12 protein-coding genes are annotated in these 14,031 nt (G+C 74.2%); 7 read left to right on the top strand and 5 right to left on the bottom strand.

Annotation, left to right across the window (positions count from 1 at the left end; genetic code table 11):
* Nucleotides 1-54: 54 nt before the first annotated feature.
* Nucleotides 55-1,155: a citrate synthase 2 gene (locus tag MXD57_RS28980; protein ID WP_250405141.1), complete on the bottom strand. Its 1,101-nt coding sequence runs from the start codon at nt 1,153-1,155 to the stop codon at nt 55-57.
* A 163-nt stretch (nt 1,156-1,318) separates the two neighbouring features.
* Here MXD57_RS28980 and pdxH point away from each other — a divergent pair, with 163 nt between their 5' ends.
* From pdxH to MXD57_RS28995, 3 genes are all read left to right on the top strand, one after another.
* On the top strand, nt 1,319-2,005 hold the full coding sequence (pdxH, locus tag MXD57_RS28985; protein WP_250405142.1) for a pyridoxamine 5'-phosphate oxidase: 687 nt from the start codon (nt 1,319-1,321) through the stop codon (nt 2,003-2,005).
* A gap of 421 nt (nt 2,006-2,426) precedes the next feature.
* Nucleotides 2,427-2,882, top strand: coding sequence for a GNAT family N-acetyltransferase (locus MXD57_RS28990; RefSeq protein WP_250405143.1), 456 nt, complete (start codon nt 2,427-2,429; stop codon nt 2,880-2,882).
* Nucleotides 2,883-2,995: 113 nt separating this feature from the next.
* On the top strand, nt 2,996-4,441 hold the full coding sequence (locus MXD57_RS28995; RefSeq protein WP_250405144.1) for a PAS domain-containing protein: 1,446 nt from the start codon (nt 2,996-2,998) through the stop codon (nt 4,439-4,441).
* 96 nt (nt 4,442-4,537) lie between these two features.
* Here MXD57_RS28995 and MXD57_RS29000 read toward each other — a convergent pair whose 3' ends face one another.
* Nucleotides 4,538-5,293 carry an SIS domain-containing protein gene (locus MXD57_RS29000; protein WP_250405145.1) on the bottom strand — a complete coding sequence of 252 codons (756 nt, stop codon included), beginning with the start codon at nt 5,291-5,293 and terminating at the stop codon, nt 4,538-4,540.
* Nucleotides 5,294-5,525: 232 nt separating this feature from the next.
* On the opposite strand from MXD57_RS29000, the gene MXD57_RS29005 reads away from it, so the two are divergent.
* Together MXD57_RS29005 and MXD57_RS29010 are read left to right on the top strand one after the other, a co-directional pair.
* Complete coding sequence (locus MXD57_RS29005) at nt 5,526-6,218, top strand: metal-dependent transcriptional regulator (RefSeq protein ID WP_069780244.1); 693 nt, start codon at nt 5,526-5,528, stop codon at nt 6,216-6,218.
* A gap of 303 nt (nt 6,219-6,521) precedes the next feature.
* The gene (locus tag MXD57_RS29010) at nt 6,522-7,382 is read left to right on the top strand and encodes an alpha/beta fold hydrolase (protein ID WP_250405146.1); all 861 of its coding nucleotides are present in this window, start codon (nt 6,522-6,524) and stop codon (nt 7,380-7,382) included.
* An 8-nt stretch (nt 7,383-7,390) separates the two neighbouring features.
* Here MXD57_RS29010 and MXD57_RS29015 read toward each other — a convergent pair whose 3' ends face one another.
* The 3 genes from MXD57_RS29015 to MXD57_RS29025 form a co-directional block, all read right to left on the bottom strand.
* On the bottom strand, nt 7,391-8,980 hold the full coding sequence (locus MXD57_RS29015) for a transporter (RefSeq protein WP_250405147.1): 1,590 nt from the start codon (nt 8,978-8,980) through the stop codon (nt 7,391-7,393).
* Nucleotides 8,977-9,753, bottom strand: a complete 777-nt coding sequence (locus MXD57_RS29020) for an ABC transporter ATP-binding protein (RefSeq protein WP_250405148.1) — start codon at nt 9,751-9,753, stop codon at nt 8,977-8,979. The genes MXD57_RS29015 and MXD57_RS29020 overlap by 4 nt, the downstream gene beginning before the upstream one ends.
* Nucleotides 9,754-9,816: 63 nt before the next feature.
* The gene (locus MXD57_RS29025) at nt 9,817-10,470 is read right to left on the bottom strand and encodes a bifunctional DNA primase/polymerase (RefSeq protein WP_250405149.1); all 654 of its coding nucleotides are present in this window, start codon (nt 10,468-10,470) and stop codon (nt 9,817-9,819) included.
* Nucleotides 10,471-10,746: 276 nt separating this feature from the next.
* On the opposite strand from MXD57_RS29025, the gene MXD57_RS29030 reads away from it, so the two are divergent.
* Both MXD57_RS29030 and MXD57_RS29035 read left to right on the top strand, forming a co-directional pair.
* Nucleotides 10,747-12,132 carry a transcriptional regulator gene (locus MXD57_RS29030; protein ID WP_250405150.1) on the top strand — a complete coding sequence of 462 codons (1,386 nt, stop codon included), beginning with the start codon at nt 10,747-10,749 and terminating at the stop codon, nt 12,130-12,132.
* A gap of 274 nt (nt 12,133-12,406) precedes the next feature.
* Nucleotides 12,407-14,020 carry a hypothetical protein gene (locus MXD57_RS29035; RefSeq protein WP_250405151.1) on the top strand — a complete coding sequence of 538 codons (1,614 nt, stop codon included), beginning with the start codon at nt 12,407-12,409 and terminating at the stop codon, nt 14,018-14,020.
* The last annotated feature ends 11 nt before the right edge of the window (nt 14,021-14,031 follow it).

Genomic DNA, 14,031 nt, shown 5'->3' on the forward strand with positions numbered 1-14,031 from the left:
AGGGGCGGGCGGCCGCACCGGCGTGCGGCCGCCCGCCCCTCGCGCCCGGCCGCCTCAGCGGGCGATGTCCGCGTACCCCTCGACGTCCCGCGGGCTGCGCGGCCCCGGCCCCACGTACCTCGCCGACGGCCGCACCAGCCGGCCCGTCCGCTTCTGCTCCAGGATGTGCGCCGACCACCCGGCCGTGCGCGCGCACGTGAACATCGACGTGAACATGTGCGCCGGAACCTCCGCGAAGTCCAGCATGATCGCCGCCCAGAACTCCACGTTGGTCGCCAGCACGCGGTCCGGCCGCCGGTTGTGCAGCTCCTCCAGCGCGGCCTTCTCCAGCGCCTCGGCGATCTCGAACCTCGGCGCCCCGAGCTCCCGCGCGGTACGCCGCAGCACCCGCGCGCGCGGGTCCTCGGCCCGGTACACCCGGTGCCCGAAGCCCATCAGCCGCTCGCCGCGGTCCAGGGCCCGCTTGACGTACGCCTCCGCGTCCCCGGTGCGCTCGATCTCCTCGATCATCCCGAGCACCCGGGAGGGCGCACCGCCGTGCAGCGGACCGGACATCGCACCGACCGCACCGGACAGCGCGGCCGCGACGTCCGCACCCGTGGAGGCGATGACCCGGGCGGTGAAGGTGGACGCGTTCATGCCGTGCTCGGCGGCCGAGGTCCAGTAGGCGTCCACGGCGGCCACGTGCTTCGGGTCCGGCTCGCCCCGCCAGCGGATCATGAACCGCTCGACCACCGAACCGGCCTTGTCGATCTCCCGCTGGGGCACCATCGGCAGCCCCTGCCCGCGCGCCGACTGCGCCACGTACGACAGCGCCATCACGGCGGCCCGCGCCAGGTCCGCGCGGGCCTGCGCCACGTCGATGTCCAGCAGCGGTCTCAGACCCCACACGGGGGCCAGCATGGCGAGCGCCGACTGCACGTCCACCCGGATGTCACCGGAGTGCACCGGGATCGGGAACGGCTCGGCCGGCGGCAGGCCGGGATTGAAGGCGCCGTCGACCAGCAGGCCCCACACGTTCCCGAAGGAGACGTGCCCGACCAGGTCCTCGATGTCGACGCCCCGGTACCGCAGGGCACCGCCTTCCTTGTCGGGTTCGGCGATCTCCGTCTCGAACGCGACGACCCCTTCGAGTCCGGGTACGAAATCGGACATCAGGCGGCTCCTCGTGTAGGTCGGCGGCGGTCACCCCGGTGATGCCCCGATCGGCCGGTGGTCACCCAAACCGCGGCGGAACCAGCACCATAACCCCGAGTGCCACAGTTGGGGAGCCCACGCGACACTGAGTGCCACGCGTTCGATACGGCAGGATGACCGCGTGACCGACCGCGAACCCAGCCCCGACCCGCTGCTGGACCCTGCCGCCATGCGCAAGCAGTACCGGGCCGCGGGTCTCGACGAGAAGGACCTCCCGGCGCACCCGATGGACCAGTTCACCGGCTGGTTCGAGGACGCCGCGCGGGCCGCCCTGCACGGCTCGCTCTACGAGCCCAACGCCATGGTCGTCTCCACCGCGGACGCGGCGGGCCGCCCCAGTTCCCGCACGGTCCTGATGAAGCACTTCGACACCGACGGGTTCGTCTTCTACACCAACTACGACTCCCGCAAGGCCCGCGAACTCGCCGCCGACCCCTACGTCTCGCTGCTCTTCCCCTGGCACCCGATCGCCCGCCAGGTCATCGTCACCGGCGTCGCCCGCCGCACCGGCCGGGAGGAGACCGCCGCCTATTTCCGCACCCGCCCGCGCGGCTCCCGGCTGGGCGCCTGGGCCAGTGCGCAGTCCTCCGTGATCGCCTCCCGCGCCGAGCTGGAGGCGGCCTACGCCGAGCTGGACGCGCGCCACCGGCAGGACGAGGACATCCCGGTCCCGCCGCACTGGGGAGGCTTCCGCATCGCCCCGGAGACGGTCGAGTTCTGGCAGGGCCGCGAGAACCGCCTCCACGACCGCCTGCGTTACACCTGCCGCCCCGACGGCTCCTGGACCCTGGAACGCCTGAGCCCCTGACCCCGCGCGGGCCCGGGGAACGCAGACGACCCGCGAGCTGAGGTCCTCGAGAGAGGAGCCGGCCGGACGTACCGGCAGCCCGCGGGTCGGGTGACTGCGTTGGATTCGGGCCGGCTGCGTGTATCTCGCACACGCCGGTCCGGCACCGCACTGAGCGTGGTGACGGGCCGCTAGCCCGCAGCCACCTCTTCCGTCCGGTATCCGTACATCTGCCGAACCACCTCCTCTCCGAAGTGATAGCCACCCTAGGAAGCGGACCGAGAGGGTTCAACTGCTTTTCGCGGACCACGGCGCAGGAGCCCCGGAACGGGCGCGGAAAGGCGCCGAAACCGTACCCGTCACCCGCTGGAGCGGCCTTGGGTGCCGGCGGGAGGCGCGATCCGGGCAGAGCGCGAGCGGCATTGATGGTAAAGGTGCAGTCGTGACTGATCTTCATCTGGAAGCCGTCCAGGGCGACGGCATGCTCGAGCAGTGGCGGTACGTGCACAACCTGGTGGTGCCGCCCGCCGCCATGTCCCTCGCGGGGGCGCGGACGCGGGCCGGGCGGTACCGGCTGGTGAACGCCTATCTCGGCGAGGAACTGGTCGGGTGCTCCACCGTCCGGCCGCCGGCCGGGGACGAGGCGGTGGCGACCGTGATCGCGCGGGTGCTGCCCGGGTTCCGTCGGCGAGGTCTCGGTGCGGCGATCTACGAGGACGGCCTGGCGCACGCGCGCGGGCTGGGGGCCGGGGCCGTCGAGACGTGCGTGCTGGCGGTGAACGAGGACGGGCTGCGGTTCGCCGCGCGGCGCGGATTCGTGGAGGTCGACCGGTATGTGCTGGACGGGCAGGACGACGAGTGGGTCGACCTGCGGCTCACGGGCCGGGCCGGGCAATGATTGCGGCAATCTTGCGGGAACAGGATGTGGGCTGCGTCACGTTCGAGTTGAATGAAGGCCAGTGAGCGAACCGAGCGCCGTGCGTGCGCGGACGCAGCGTCCAGGGGGTCGAGGTGAGTGCTTCCCGGCGGAGTGGGACCACCGACGAGCTGGGGCCCGACGAGCCCGAACGGGGCGGCCCGCAGGGGCCGGACGGTTCCGACTGCCCTGAGGAGTCAGGCGGCTCCGACCTGCTCGCCGCGCTGCTGGACGGCATGGACGCGGCGCTGTGCGCCTTCGACGCCGACGGTGTGGTCACGCACTGGAACCGCGAGGCGGAGCGCATCCTGGGCTGGACGGTGGCCGAGGCGGTCGGGCGGCACGGCTTCGCCGGCTGGGCGGTGCGCAGCGCCGACGCCGGGGAGGTCCAGGAACGCCTGATGTCGGCCATGCACGCGCCCGGCCGGCAGGTGCACGAGTTCGCGCTGGTCACCAAGGACGGCGGGCGGGTGCTCGTGCGGACCCAGTCCGCCGCGGTGCGCGGGCCGGACGGGAAGCCGGCGGGCGTGTACTGCGCCTTCAGCGAGGTGCACGCGCAGATCGACCTGGAGCGGTCGATCGCCCTGAGCGAGGCGCTGTTCGAGGACGCGTCCTGGGGTGTGGTCCTGGTGGACGCCGACCTGCGCCCGGCCGTCGTCAACGGGCACGCCGCGCGGGCCCTGGGCATCGGGCGGACCTCGGCGCTCGGGCGGCCGCTGGGCGAGCTGCTCGCTCAGGGGGTGGAGGAGCTGGAGAGCGCCCTCACCCATGTGCTGGCCGAGGGCGCGCCGCCCGCGCCCGCCGAGATGTGGGTGACGGTGCGCGGGTCCGAGGGCGAGCGGCGGCGCTGCTGGCGCAGCGGGTTCGTGCGGCTGGCCTCACCGCTCGCGGAGGAGCCGGTGCCGCTCGGCGTGGGCTGGCTCTTCCAGGACGTCACCGAGGCCAAGCAGGGCGAACAGGACGCGTCCCTGCTGCGGTTCCGCACCAACCAGCTCCACCGGGCCGCCCGGGCCGCCGCGGAGTGCGAGGACCCGGCGGAGGCGGCCACCGTCCATCTGGACTTCGCGCTTGCCGGGTTCGCCGACCACGCGCTGCTCGACCGTCTGGCCGGCGCTCCGCGCGCGGAGGGCGACGACTCGGCTCCGGTGCGGCTGGTGCGGCTCGCGGCGTCGCCCGCCGGGGCGCCCGGCCCGAGCCTGGTCACGGGCGCGGCCGGGCTGCCGCTGCGGTACGAGGAGGGTCATCCGGCGCTGCGGTGCGTCGAACGGGCCGGCACCGTGCGCGCGGACGCGGGGCCGGTGCCGGCCGAGCGGGCGCGGGACTGGGCGCTGGCCCGGCAGTGGCCGCAGGACGCGGTGCACGGGCTGTGCGCGGTGCTGCGCAGCCGGGGCCGGACGCTGGGTGTGGTCACCTTCCTGCGCGGGGCCGCCCGGAGCCGTTTCGAGCGGTCGGACGCGGCCTACGCGGAGGACGTGGCGGCGCGGATGGGGGCGGCGCTGGATCTCGCCGACGCGGTGCGGGGGCCCGGGGCGGGGCGGTAGGCCGGTGGCCCCGCGCCGGTCGGGTGGGGCCGGTGGCCCCGTGCCGGTCGGGGTGGGGCCGGTGCCGGCGGTCCCGGTGTCAGTGCCGGCAGACGATCAGTGCCGGTAGAAGATCCGGTCTCCGTACTCGGTCATGACGCGGGCGTTCCAGTCGTGGCCGCCGTCGACGTTGCCGGAGCGCAGCAGCGGGGGCTCGACGCCGCGGTCGGCGAGGGTGGCCGCGGCGGTGGCGACGACGGCCTGCATCAGGGCGGTGGTGACCACGGTCGAGGCCGGGGCGAAGGGTGCCGGGATGGTGTCGAGGGTGAGTTCCGCGTCGCCCACCGTGATCTTGGAGTCAAGGACGATGTCGCAGTGGTCCTTCAGGAAGGTGCCGGAGGAGTGCCGGGAGGTGGTCTGCGCGGCGTAGGCGACCGAGGTGACGCCGATGACCTTCACGCCGCGGGCGCGGGCGCCCGCGGCCATCTCCACGGGCAGGGCGTTGCGGCCGGAGAGGGAGATGACCACGAGGGCGTCGCCGGCGCGGAGGGGGGACGTGTCCAGGACGGCGCCCGCGAGTCCGTCGACGCGTTCCAGGGCGGAGCCGAGCGTGGCCGGGGTGACGTCGACGCCGACGACTCCGGGGACGGTGAGCAGGTTCATGAGCGCGAGTCCGCCGGCCCGGTAGACGACGTCCTGGGCGGCCAGCGAGGAGTGGCCGGCGCCGAACGCGAACAGGCGGCCGCCGGAGGCCGCGGTGTCGGCGAGCAGGGTGGCCGCGGCGGTGATCGCCTCGGACTCCTCCTCCTGGACCCGTCGCAGCAGGCCGACGGCGGCGTCGAAGAACAGGTCGGCGGGTGTGCCGTCGCTCATGCGGTGCCCCTTCGCAGCGTCTGTGTCGCGGATCACCGTGCGGTCTGGACCAGTGCGGTGTCAATACGGCGGAGGTCGCGGGGGTGCCGGTGCCGCGCGGGCCCGTGCCGGTCCGGGCGGGGGCCGTTCGTTCGGCTGGTGCGGCACGGTTGTCGGTGGTATCCGGCAGAATTGAGGTCAGGGCCAGCGCACGCGCCGGGCAGGTTCCGGCAGAGGTAATCGAGGGGCACGTATGTCCGGACTGATCGACACCACGGAGATGTATCTCCGCACCATCCTCGAGCTCGAAGAGGAAGGCGTCGTCCCCATGCGCGCCCGCATCGCGGAGCGGCTGGACCAGAGCGGGCCGACGGTGAGCCAGACCGTGGCCCGCATGGAGCGGGACGGTCTGGTGTCCGTGGCCAGCGACCGGCACCTGGAGCTCACGGACGAGGGGCGTCGGCTGGCCACGCGGGTGATGCGCAAGCACCGGCTCGCGGAGTGCCTCCTGGTCGACGTGATCGGCCTGGAGTGGGAGCAGGTGCACGCGGAGGCCTGTCGCTGGGAGCACGTGATGAGCGAGGCGGTGGAGCGCCGGGTGCTCGAGCTGCTGCGGCACCCCACCGAGTCGCCGTACGGCAATCCGATCCCCGGTCTGGAGGAGCTGGGCGAGAAGGACGGGGCCGACCCGTTCCTGGACGAGGGCATGGTGTCGCTGGCCGACCTGGACGCGGGGGCGGACGGCAAGACGGTCGTGGTCCGGCGTATCGGGGAGCCGATCCAGACGGACGCGCAGCTCATGTACACCCTGCGCCGTGCGGGGGTGCAGCCCGGTTCGGTGGTGAGCGTGACGGAGTCGGCGGGCGGTGTGCTCGTCGGCAGTGGTGGTGAGGCGGCCGAGCTGGAGGCGGACGTCGCCTCGCACGTGTTCGTCGCCAAGCGCTGACATGTGAGGGCCCCGGCGCCTCTCGGCACCGGGGCCCGTCCTCCCCTGTCGCTGACCCGGAGCCCCGAGCTCTCAGGGTCATTCCCCTCGGACCGCTTTTCCCCGAGTGGTCCGCCTCCCGCCAGAAAGATCCCCTCGGCGGCGGCGATCATTCCTCGGGAGGTGTCACTCGAATGAGGGGTGTTACCGGCAGAGGCAGTATTTTCGAAAAGGCATTCGATAGTCTGCGGCGGCAGGAACGACGGACGAAGAGAACGGCAGTACACCGGTACGAGGCAGGCGGAGCTGGGGGGTACCAGGCCGATGGCACGGCGTATCGACGTGATGGGAACGGGCGGGGCACGCCTGGCCGCCTGGGAGTATGCCGACCCCCCGAAACCGGGGGCGGAGACCGGCGCCCCGGGCGTGCTGTTACTGCACGGCTTGATGGGCCGCGCCTCGCACTGGGCGGCCACCGCCCGCTGGCTCGCCGAGCGGCACCGCGCGGTCGCCCTCGACCAGCGCGGCCACGGCCGCAGCGACAAGCACCCGCAGGCCGCGTACGGCCGGGAGGCCTACGTCGACGACGCCGAGGCGGCCCTGGAACAGCTCGGTCTCGGTCCCGCCGTCCTGATCGGCCACGCCATGGGCGCCCTGACCGCCTGGCAGCTCGCCGCCCGGCGCCCGGACCTGGTGCGCGGCCTGGTCGTCTGCGACATGCGGGCCTCCGCGCTCGGCGCGGCCTCGCAGCGGGAGTGGGCCGAGTGGTTCCGCTCCTGGCCCGTCCCCTTCGCCACCCTCGCCGACGTCCGCAAGTGGTTCGGCGAGGACGATCCCTGGGTGGAGCGGCCCAATCCCTCGCGCGGCGAGTTCTACGCCGAGGTGATGCACGAGTCCGCCGACGGCTGGCGCCCCGTGTTCGAACCGGACCAGATGCTCCGCACCCGGGAGAGCTGGGTGTACGACGCCCACTGGGAGGAACTGGCCCAGGTGTGCTGCCCCACCCTCGTGGTGCGCGGCCTGGACGGGGAGCTGGGGCGGGCCGAGGCGCAGGAGATGGTGCGGGTGCTGCCGCACGGCGAGTACGCGGAGGTCACCGATGCCGGCCACCTCGTCCACTACGACCAGCCGGTGGCCTGGCGGGCGGCCGTCGAACCCTTCCTGGAGCGCCTCGTGGCGGGCTGACCCCCGCGTCACCCCTTGCTCACCGCCGCGAGGATCTCCGGCAGCCGGGCCGCCGTGCGCGGCGCGGCCAGCCGCAGGCCGCCGAGGGCGGTCCCGGCCCCGTACGCCGCCCCCAGCGGCAGCAGCACCCAGCTCCACGCGTCCCCGCCCGCGGTGACGTTCAGCCAGATCGCCACCGCGATGACGGGGGAGCAGAGGAGGGCGGCGGCGACCATGCCGCCGAAGATCGAGATCCAGGCGAGTCCCACCTGTCCGGGCGCCACGTTCTTGTGCCCCTCCTGCGGGATGGAGTACGGGAAGCGGGCCGAGGTCCAGGCGCCGGTCGCCAGCATGGCCCCGAGCAGGGCCAGGGACAGGCCCAGCACCTCGGGGAGCCGGTCCCAGGCTCCGAGCAGCGCCGTGGTCAGCACGGTGACGAGCGCGGCGTACGGCAGGGTGATCACCAGCAGGGCCAGCGCCCGCCCGCGCAGTTCGGCGTAGGCGTCGCGGGGTGAGGAGATCGTCATGGCCACCATCCAGAAGGCGGAGGTGTCCTGGCCGAACTGGTTGTACATCTGGATGCCGAGCATCCCCGCGGCGAAGCAGGCGAAGTAGATCGAACCGGTGCCCTGGACGGCGTTGAGGACCGGCACGATGAGCCCGATGGCCAGCGAGGTCACCCAGGCCGACTTGGTCTTCGGGTCGCGCCAGATGTAGCGCAGGGTGCGCTCCATGACCGGGCCCGTGCGCCCGCCGGGGAGCAGCCGGCCGAGCCCGCTCGCGGAGGCGCGGTCCCCGGCGCCGGTGTCCGAATCCTGCAGGGTGGACCCGTCCGGCGCGGTCATCAGCCGGTTGAGGTTCCGCGCCCAGACGGTGACCAGCAGTGCCAACGCGGCCGCGGAGATCAGCAGTTGGACCCCCGCGAGGCCGTAGTCCCCCTCGCTCGCCGAGCGCACCGCGCCCACCGCGGAGGACGGCGGCACCCAGGACAATACGTCCGCGACCGGCCGCAGCGGCCCGAGTCCTGCCGAACCCAGCCGCTGTGCGCCGAAGTTGACGAGCTGGGCCCCGACGGCGATCACCAGCCCGCTGAGTACGGCCAGATCACGGCCCTTCCTGCTGGTCAGCAGCCGTACGTTGGCGGCGGCGACGGCCCGGGCGAGCGCCACGCAGGTCAGCAGCGCGAGGGCGGCGGCGGTCACCGCGGCGACGTACCCGGCGGTCCCGTGCGCCACCGACAGCGTGCATCCGGCCAGGACGAGCAGTGTGAACAGCGGCCCGATCCCGACCAGTGACGCGGCCAGCAGGGCTCGCACCAGGGGGCCCGGCCGCAGCGGCAGCATCACCAGCCGGGTGGGGTCCAGGGTCTCGTCACCGCCGGGGAAGAACAGCGGCATCACGGCCCAGCCCAGGGCCAGCACGGCGGTGCCGGGCACGGCGACGGCCTCGGCGTGCGCGTGCCCGCGCAGCGCGAGCAGACCCAGCAGTTGCAGCAGGGCGAACAGCAGCGCGACGACGGCCGAGGCGGCGAACGCGGCCCGCCTGCCCGCCGACTGCCGCAGCCCGTTGCGCAGCAGTGACAGCTTCAGCCGTACGACGACGGAGGTGGTGCTCGTCATCGGGCCGCCCCACCGCCCAGCCAGTCCAGACGGGACGCGGAGTCCCGGCCGCGCGCCCCCACCAGCTCCAGGAAGGCCGCCTGTAGCGTGGGGTGTTCCCCGCGCACCTCGGCCAGCGTTCCGGTGGCGCGGATGCGGCCCGCCGCCATGACGGCCACCCAGTCGCACAGGGACTCCACCAGCTCCATGACGTGGGAGGAGAACACGACGGTGGCGCCGGAGGCCGTGTACCGCTCCAGCACGCCCCGGATCGTCTGCGCGGACACCGGGTCGACGCCCTCGAACGGCTCGTCGAGGAAGAGGACCTCGGGATTGTGGAGGAGGGCCGCCGCGAGACCGATCTTCTTGCGCATGCCGGTGGAGTAGTCGACGACGAGCTTGTGCTGCGCCCCGGCGAGATCGAGCACGTCCAGCAGTTGCGCGGCCCGTGCGTCGGCCTCGGCGCCGGGCAGTCCCCGCAGCCGCCCCGAGTACCCGAGCAGCTCGCGCCCCGACAGCCGCTCGAACAGCCGCAGCCCCTCGGGGAGTACCCCGATCCGCGCCTTCACCGCCACCGGGTCGCGCCACACGTCGTGCCCGACGACCTCGACGGTCCCCTGATCGGGTCGCAGCAGCCCGGTCACCATGGACAGCGTGGTGGTCTTCCCGGCGCCGTTCGGCCCGACCAGCCCGATGAACTTCCCCGCGGGCAGGTCGAGATCGATGCCCCCGACGGCAACCTGCTGCCCGAATTGCTTCCAGAGCCCCCGTACACACACCGCAGCTTCGGTCATGCAGGAAGGCTACGGCGCCCCCCGGTCCCCCGGGTATGCGGGACCGGGCCCGCGGTGCGGGCGTCAGCGGTCCCGGCCGCACGCGTAGGACAGCGGCGGGATCAGCTCCTCGGCGTCCGGAAGCCACCGGTTCGCGGGGGTCGGCCGGCAGGCCCACTGCACGGCGCCCCGGGAGCCGAACCGGGTCGGCGGAGCGGCGACGTAGTTCCCCTCGCCCAGTGCCACCAGGTCCAGCGAGGCCGGCGACCAGCCCAGTTTCCGCACCAGGCCGGGAACCTTGGCGGTCGCCCCCGGCAGCACGAAGAACTGCATCCGCCGGTCCGGGGTCAGCGTCACCGGACCGAGCGTCAGCTCCATCCGCTCCATCCGGGCCAGCGCCAGGAAGCCCGCGCTCTCCGGGACGGACACCGCGTCGAAGGTGAGCCCCGTGGGCAGCAGGATCGACGCCGTCGGCCGCTGCTGCCACAGCCGACGCGCGACGGTCGCGCTGCCGGTCGCCCCGGCCGCCCAGTCGGGGCGCGCGGGGTGCGCACCCGGCGCGGGGCAGGAAGCGTCGCCGCACGAGCAGCGCTGGGCCCCGTCGACGGGTTCCAGCCAGGTGCCCGGGAACACGTCCCAGTGCCGCTCCTCGGTGTAGCGCACGGCTGTCTCCAGCAGCGACTGCCCGCGCTGCTGCGGAATCTGGGCGGCTTGGGCGCCGGCGATCGTCTCTTCCACGCTCCACTCAACTCCCGCGCTCACCTCGGGTTACGGCCGGAGCGCGCGCCGGGGAGGAGCACCCTTCTCGCGCTCGGGGCGCACGGGTGCACGGTCGGGGGCGCGCGGGAGGAACCGGGGCGGGAGCCGGGTAACCAGGGAGGGGGGTGGCATCTGCCTTTACCCCGGCAAACCGCACATGTCACGCATTGACGGTATGTCAGCTGGGCAGTGATCCTCCCGGCCGGAACCCTCCGGCCGGATCTTCACGCTCCAGGGGTTCGCAGGGGGTAGCGCATGGCCGCAAGGCCTCTCGTGGCGAGGCAGCCGAACGAACGGCTGCAGGCACTCATCCAGGAAGCGGGGTGTTCCAACGCCGGGCTGGCCCGGCGGGTCAACATGTGCGGCGCCGAGCACGGGCTCGACCTGCGGTACGACAAGACGTCGGTGGCCCGCTGGCTGCGCGGCCAGCAGCCGCGGGGCCGGGCCCCGGCGATCATCGCCGAGGCGCTCGGGCGCAAGCTCGGCCGTACGGTCACGATCGACGAGATCGGCATGGCCAACGGCAAGAACCTCGCCTCGGGGGTCGGTCTCCAGTTCTCGCCGACGGTACTGGGGGCCATCGAGCAGGTCTGCGAGCTGTGGCGCAGCGACGTGGGCCGGCGGGACTTCCTGTCCGGCTCCTCCGTCGCCGCCTCCGCGCTGGTCGAGCCCAGCCGCGACTGGCTGATCTCGGTGCCGGACGCCCAGGTGTCCCGGCAGGCGGGCCCGCGCGTGGGCCTGTCCGACGTGGCGGCCGTGCGGTCCATGACCCGGGCGCTGACGGACCTCGACCACCAGTACGGCAGCGGGCACGTGCGCCCCGTGGTCGTGCACTACCTCAACAGCGTCGTCTCCGGACTGCTCGCCGGGTCGTACCGGGAGGCGGTCGGGCGGGAGCTCTTCGCGACCGTGGCCCGGCTCACCGAGCTGGCCGGCTACATGGCGGTCGACACCGGGCAGCCCGGCCTGGCCCAGCGCTACTACATCCAGTCCCTGCGGCTGGCCCAGGCCGCCGGCGACCGCGGCTACGGCGGGTACGTCCTCGCCGCCTCCATGAGCCACCTGGCCGCGCAGCTCGGCAACCCGCGCGAGATCGCGCAGCTCGCCCGCGCGGCACAGGAGGGGGCGCGCGGGCGGGTGACCCCGCGGGCGGAGGCGATGTTCCACGCGGCCGAGGCGCGCGGGCACGCCCTGCTCGGCGACCTGCGCGCCGCACAGGCCGCGGAGGGCCGGGCGGTCGGTTCCATGGAGCGGGCGGACGCGGCCTCCGGGGACGACCCGGCGTGGATCACGCACTTCGACGAGGCCTACCTGGCCGACGAGCTGGCGCACTGCCACCGTGACCTCGGCCAGGCCGAGGCGGCGGCCCGGTACGCCGAGCAGTCGCTGGCCGGCCATCCCGAGACCCGGGCCCGGCGCCGCGCCATCGGCTATGTGCTGCTCGCCACGGCCCAGGTGCAGCAGCGCGAGATCGAGCAGGCCTGCGGCACCGGCCTGAAGGCGGTGGAACTGCTGGAGACGCTCCGCTCCAACCGGGGCGCCGAGTACCTGGAGGACCTGCAGCAGCGCCTGGCGCCCTTCCAGGACGAGGCGGTGGTCAGGGAGTTCGGAGCCCGCCTCGATCTCCAGCCGGCCGCCTGACGCACCGGCCCTCCCCTCGGACCGGACCGGATCCACCGGACCGGGCGGGGGCCGGGCGGGGGCCGGGCGGAGGAACCCGCCCCCGCGGCCGGGTGAACGCACGGCGAACGGCGGCATCAGGTACGCCCGTTGCCGTGGACAGCGTGCCGCGGGGCGGTCTTGTTACCGCTGTCACAGGGAAGGAGATCACGTCCCGAGCTGCGTGGCACCCGGCTCCGGGGACCCGGTAGCGTGAGCCGACGATTCCGAAGGTCCCCCATTCGTAGGAGTCCCGGTGACGCAGAGTGGACAGGGCGAGGAGCCCTCGGCGCAGTCCGCGCACGAAGGCATCGTGCTGCCCTCCGACGGAGGCGAGCCCCTGCTGCCGGGCATGAGGGGCGCGCCCGCCCCCACCCCGGCGGCGCCCGCGGGCGGCCAGGCCTGGGGCGGCACCTGGGGCCCCGACCGGCAGCAGCCGCAGCACCAGCAGGACCAGGGCTGGCCGCCGGCGGCCGCCCAGCAGTGGGGCACCCCGGACCAGCGGCAGCCCGCCGGCGGCCCCGGCCCGCTGCCCCCCGAGGGCGCACCGGCCCCGTCGTACGACGCCCAGGCGTACGGTCGGGCCCCGGGCCACGGCCCGGACGGCACGCAGGCCCCGTACGACGGGAGCCGTCCCGCCTACGCGGCCGGCCCGCAGTCCCCCTACGGTGCGGCCCCGCAGCCCGACTACGGCGCCGACGCCTACCGGCAGTACCCGGCACAGCCCGGCCACTCGGCCCCCATGCCGCCCGCCGCGCCGGACGCGTACCCGCCGCAGGGCTCCCCGCCGCCCCCGGCCGCCGACGGTGCGACCCAGTACATACCGCCGGTCCACGCGGCGCACGCGGACGAGGGCGCGACCCAGTACATACCGCCCGTCCAGGGCTCTCCCGTCGACGAGGGCGCCACCCAGTACATACCGCCGGTGACACCGGGCTCGCTGCCGCCCGAGTCGGCCGGTGAGGAGACCCGGTACCTCGGGCGCGCCCAGCAGCCCCCCGCGCCGGGCGGGCACTCCGACGCGGACGCCACGCAGTACATCCCGCCCTACGCCGCCCAGGCGCACGGCGGTGAGCGGCAGCCGCCCGCGGAGTTCGACAACCTCTTCCGCGGCGGGCCGGGCGGTTCCGGACCGGCCGGGACCACGCAGCAGATGCCGCGCGTCCAGCATCCGAACGCCCACCCCGGCCCGGCCCAGCCCTCCTACGAGCAGCCCCTGGACGACGACCGCGGGCGCGGGGACCGCTCGCGGGTGCCCCTGATCGCCGCCGTCGGCGTCGGCATCGTGGTGCTGGGCGTGGGCGCCGGCGCGCTGCTCAGCAGCGGGGGAGGGGACAAGGGCGGCGACGACAAGCCCGTCGCCGCCTCCGCCCCGGCCACCCAGGACTCTCCCTCGGCGGCCGAGTCCACCGACCCGGCCGAGCAGCAGGCCATCGCCCTGGACAAGCTGCTCGCCGACAGCGGCAGCAGCCGGGCCTCGGTGATCCAGGCGGTGGCGAACGTCAAGCAGTGCAACAACCTCGGCCAGGCCGCCACCGACCTGCGCGACGCGGCCAAGCAGCGCAACGGCCTGGTGACCCGGCTGGGCAAGCTTCCGGTCGACAAGCTGCCGGCCAACGCCGAGCTGACCGCCGCCCTCACCAAGGCCTGGCAGGCCTCGGCCGCCGCCGACACCAACTACGCGGCCTGGGCCGACCAGGTCGGTGGCAAGAAGGGCTGCCACAAGGGCCACGCCCGGGTCACCGGCCAGACCCAGGCCGGCAACCGGGAGAGCGGCACCGCGAGCGCCCAGAAGGTCAGGGCGGCCGCGCTGTGGAACACCATCGCGAAGAAGTACGGCCTGACCCAGCGCCAGCCGACCCAGCTCTGAGGGGGCCGGGG

It is taken from the genome of Streptomyces cellostaticus (assembly GCF_023630175.1).
Classification (GTDB): Bacteria; Actinomycetota; Actinomycetes; order Streptomycetales; family Streptomycetaceae; genus Streptomyces; species Streptomyces cellostaticus_A.

Excerpts from the sequence above, each read along its gene's own strand:
- MXD57_RS29010 (WP_250405146.1), top strand. The coding sequence starts at position 6,522 with ATGGCACGGCGTATCGACGTGATGGGAACGGGCGGGGCACGCCTGGCC.
- MXD57_RS29005 (WP_069780244.1), top strand. The coding sequence starts at position 5,526 with ATGTCCGGACTGATCGACACCACGGAGATGTATCTCCGCACCATCCTC.
- MXD57_RS29020 (WP_250405148.1), bottom strand. The coding sequence starts at position 9,753 with ATGACCGAAGCTGCGGTGTGTGTACGGGGGCTCTGGAAGCAATTCGGG.
- MXD57_RS29030 (WP_250405150.1), top strand. The coding sequence starts at position 10,747 with ATGGCCGCAAGGCCTCTCGTGGCGAGGCAGCCGAACGAACGGCTGCAG.
- MXD57_RS28980 (WP_250405141.1), bottom strand. The coding sequence starts at position 1,155 with ATGTCCGATTTCGTACCCGGACTCGAAGGGGTCGTCGCGTTCGAGACG.
- MXD57_RS29015 (WP_250405147.1), bottom strand. The coding sequence starts at position 8,980 with ATGACGAGCACCACCTCCGTCGTCGTACGGCTGAAGCTGTCACTGCTG.
- MXD57_RS29000 (WP_250405145.1), bottom strand. The coding sequence starts at position 5,293 with ATGAGCGACGGCACACCCGCCGACCTGTTCTTCGACGCCGCCGTCGGC.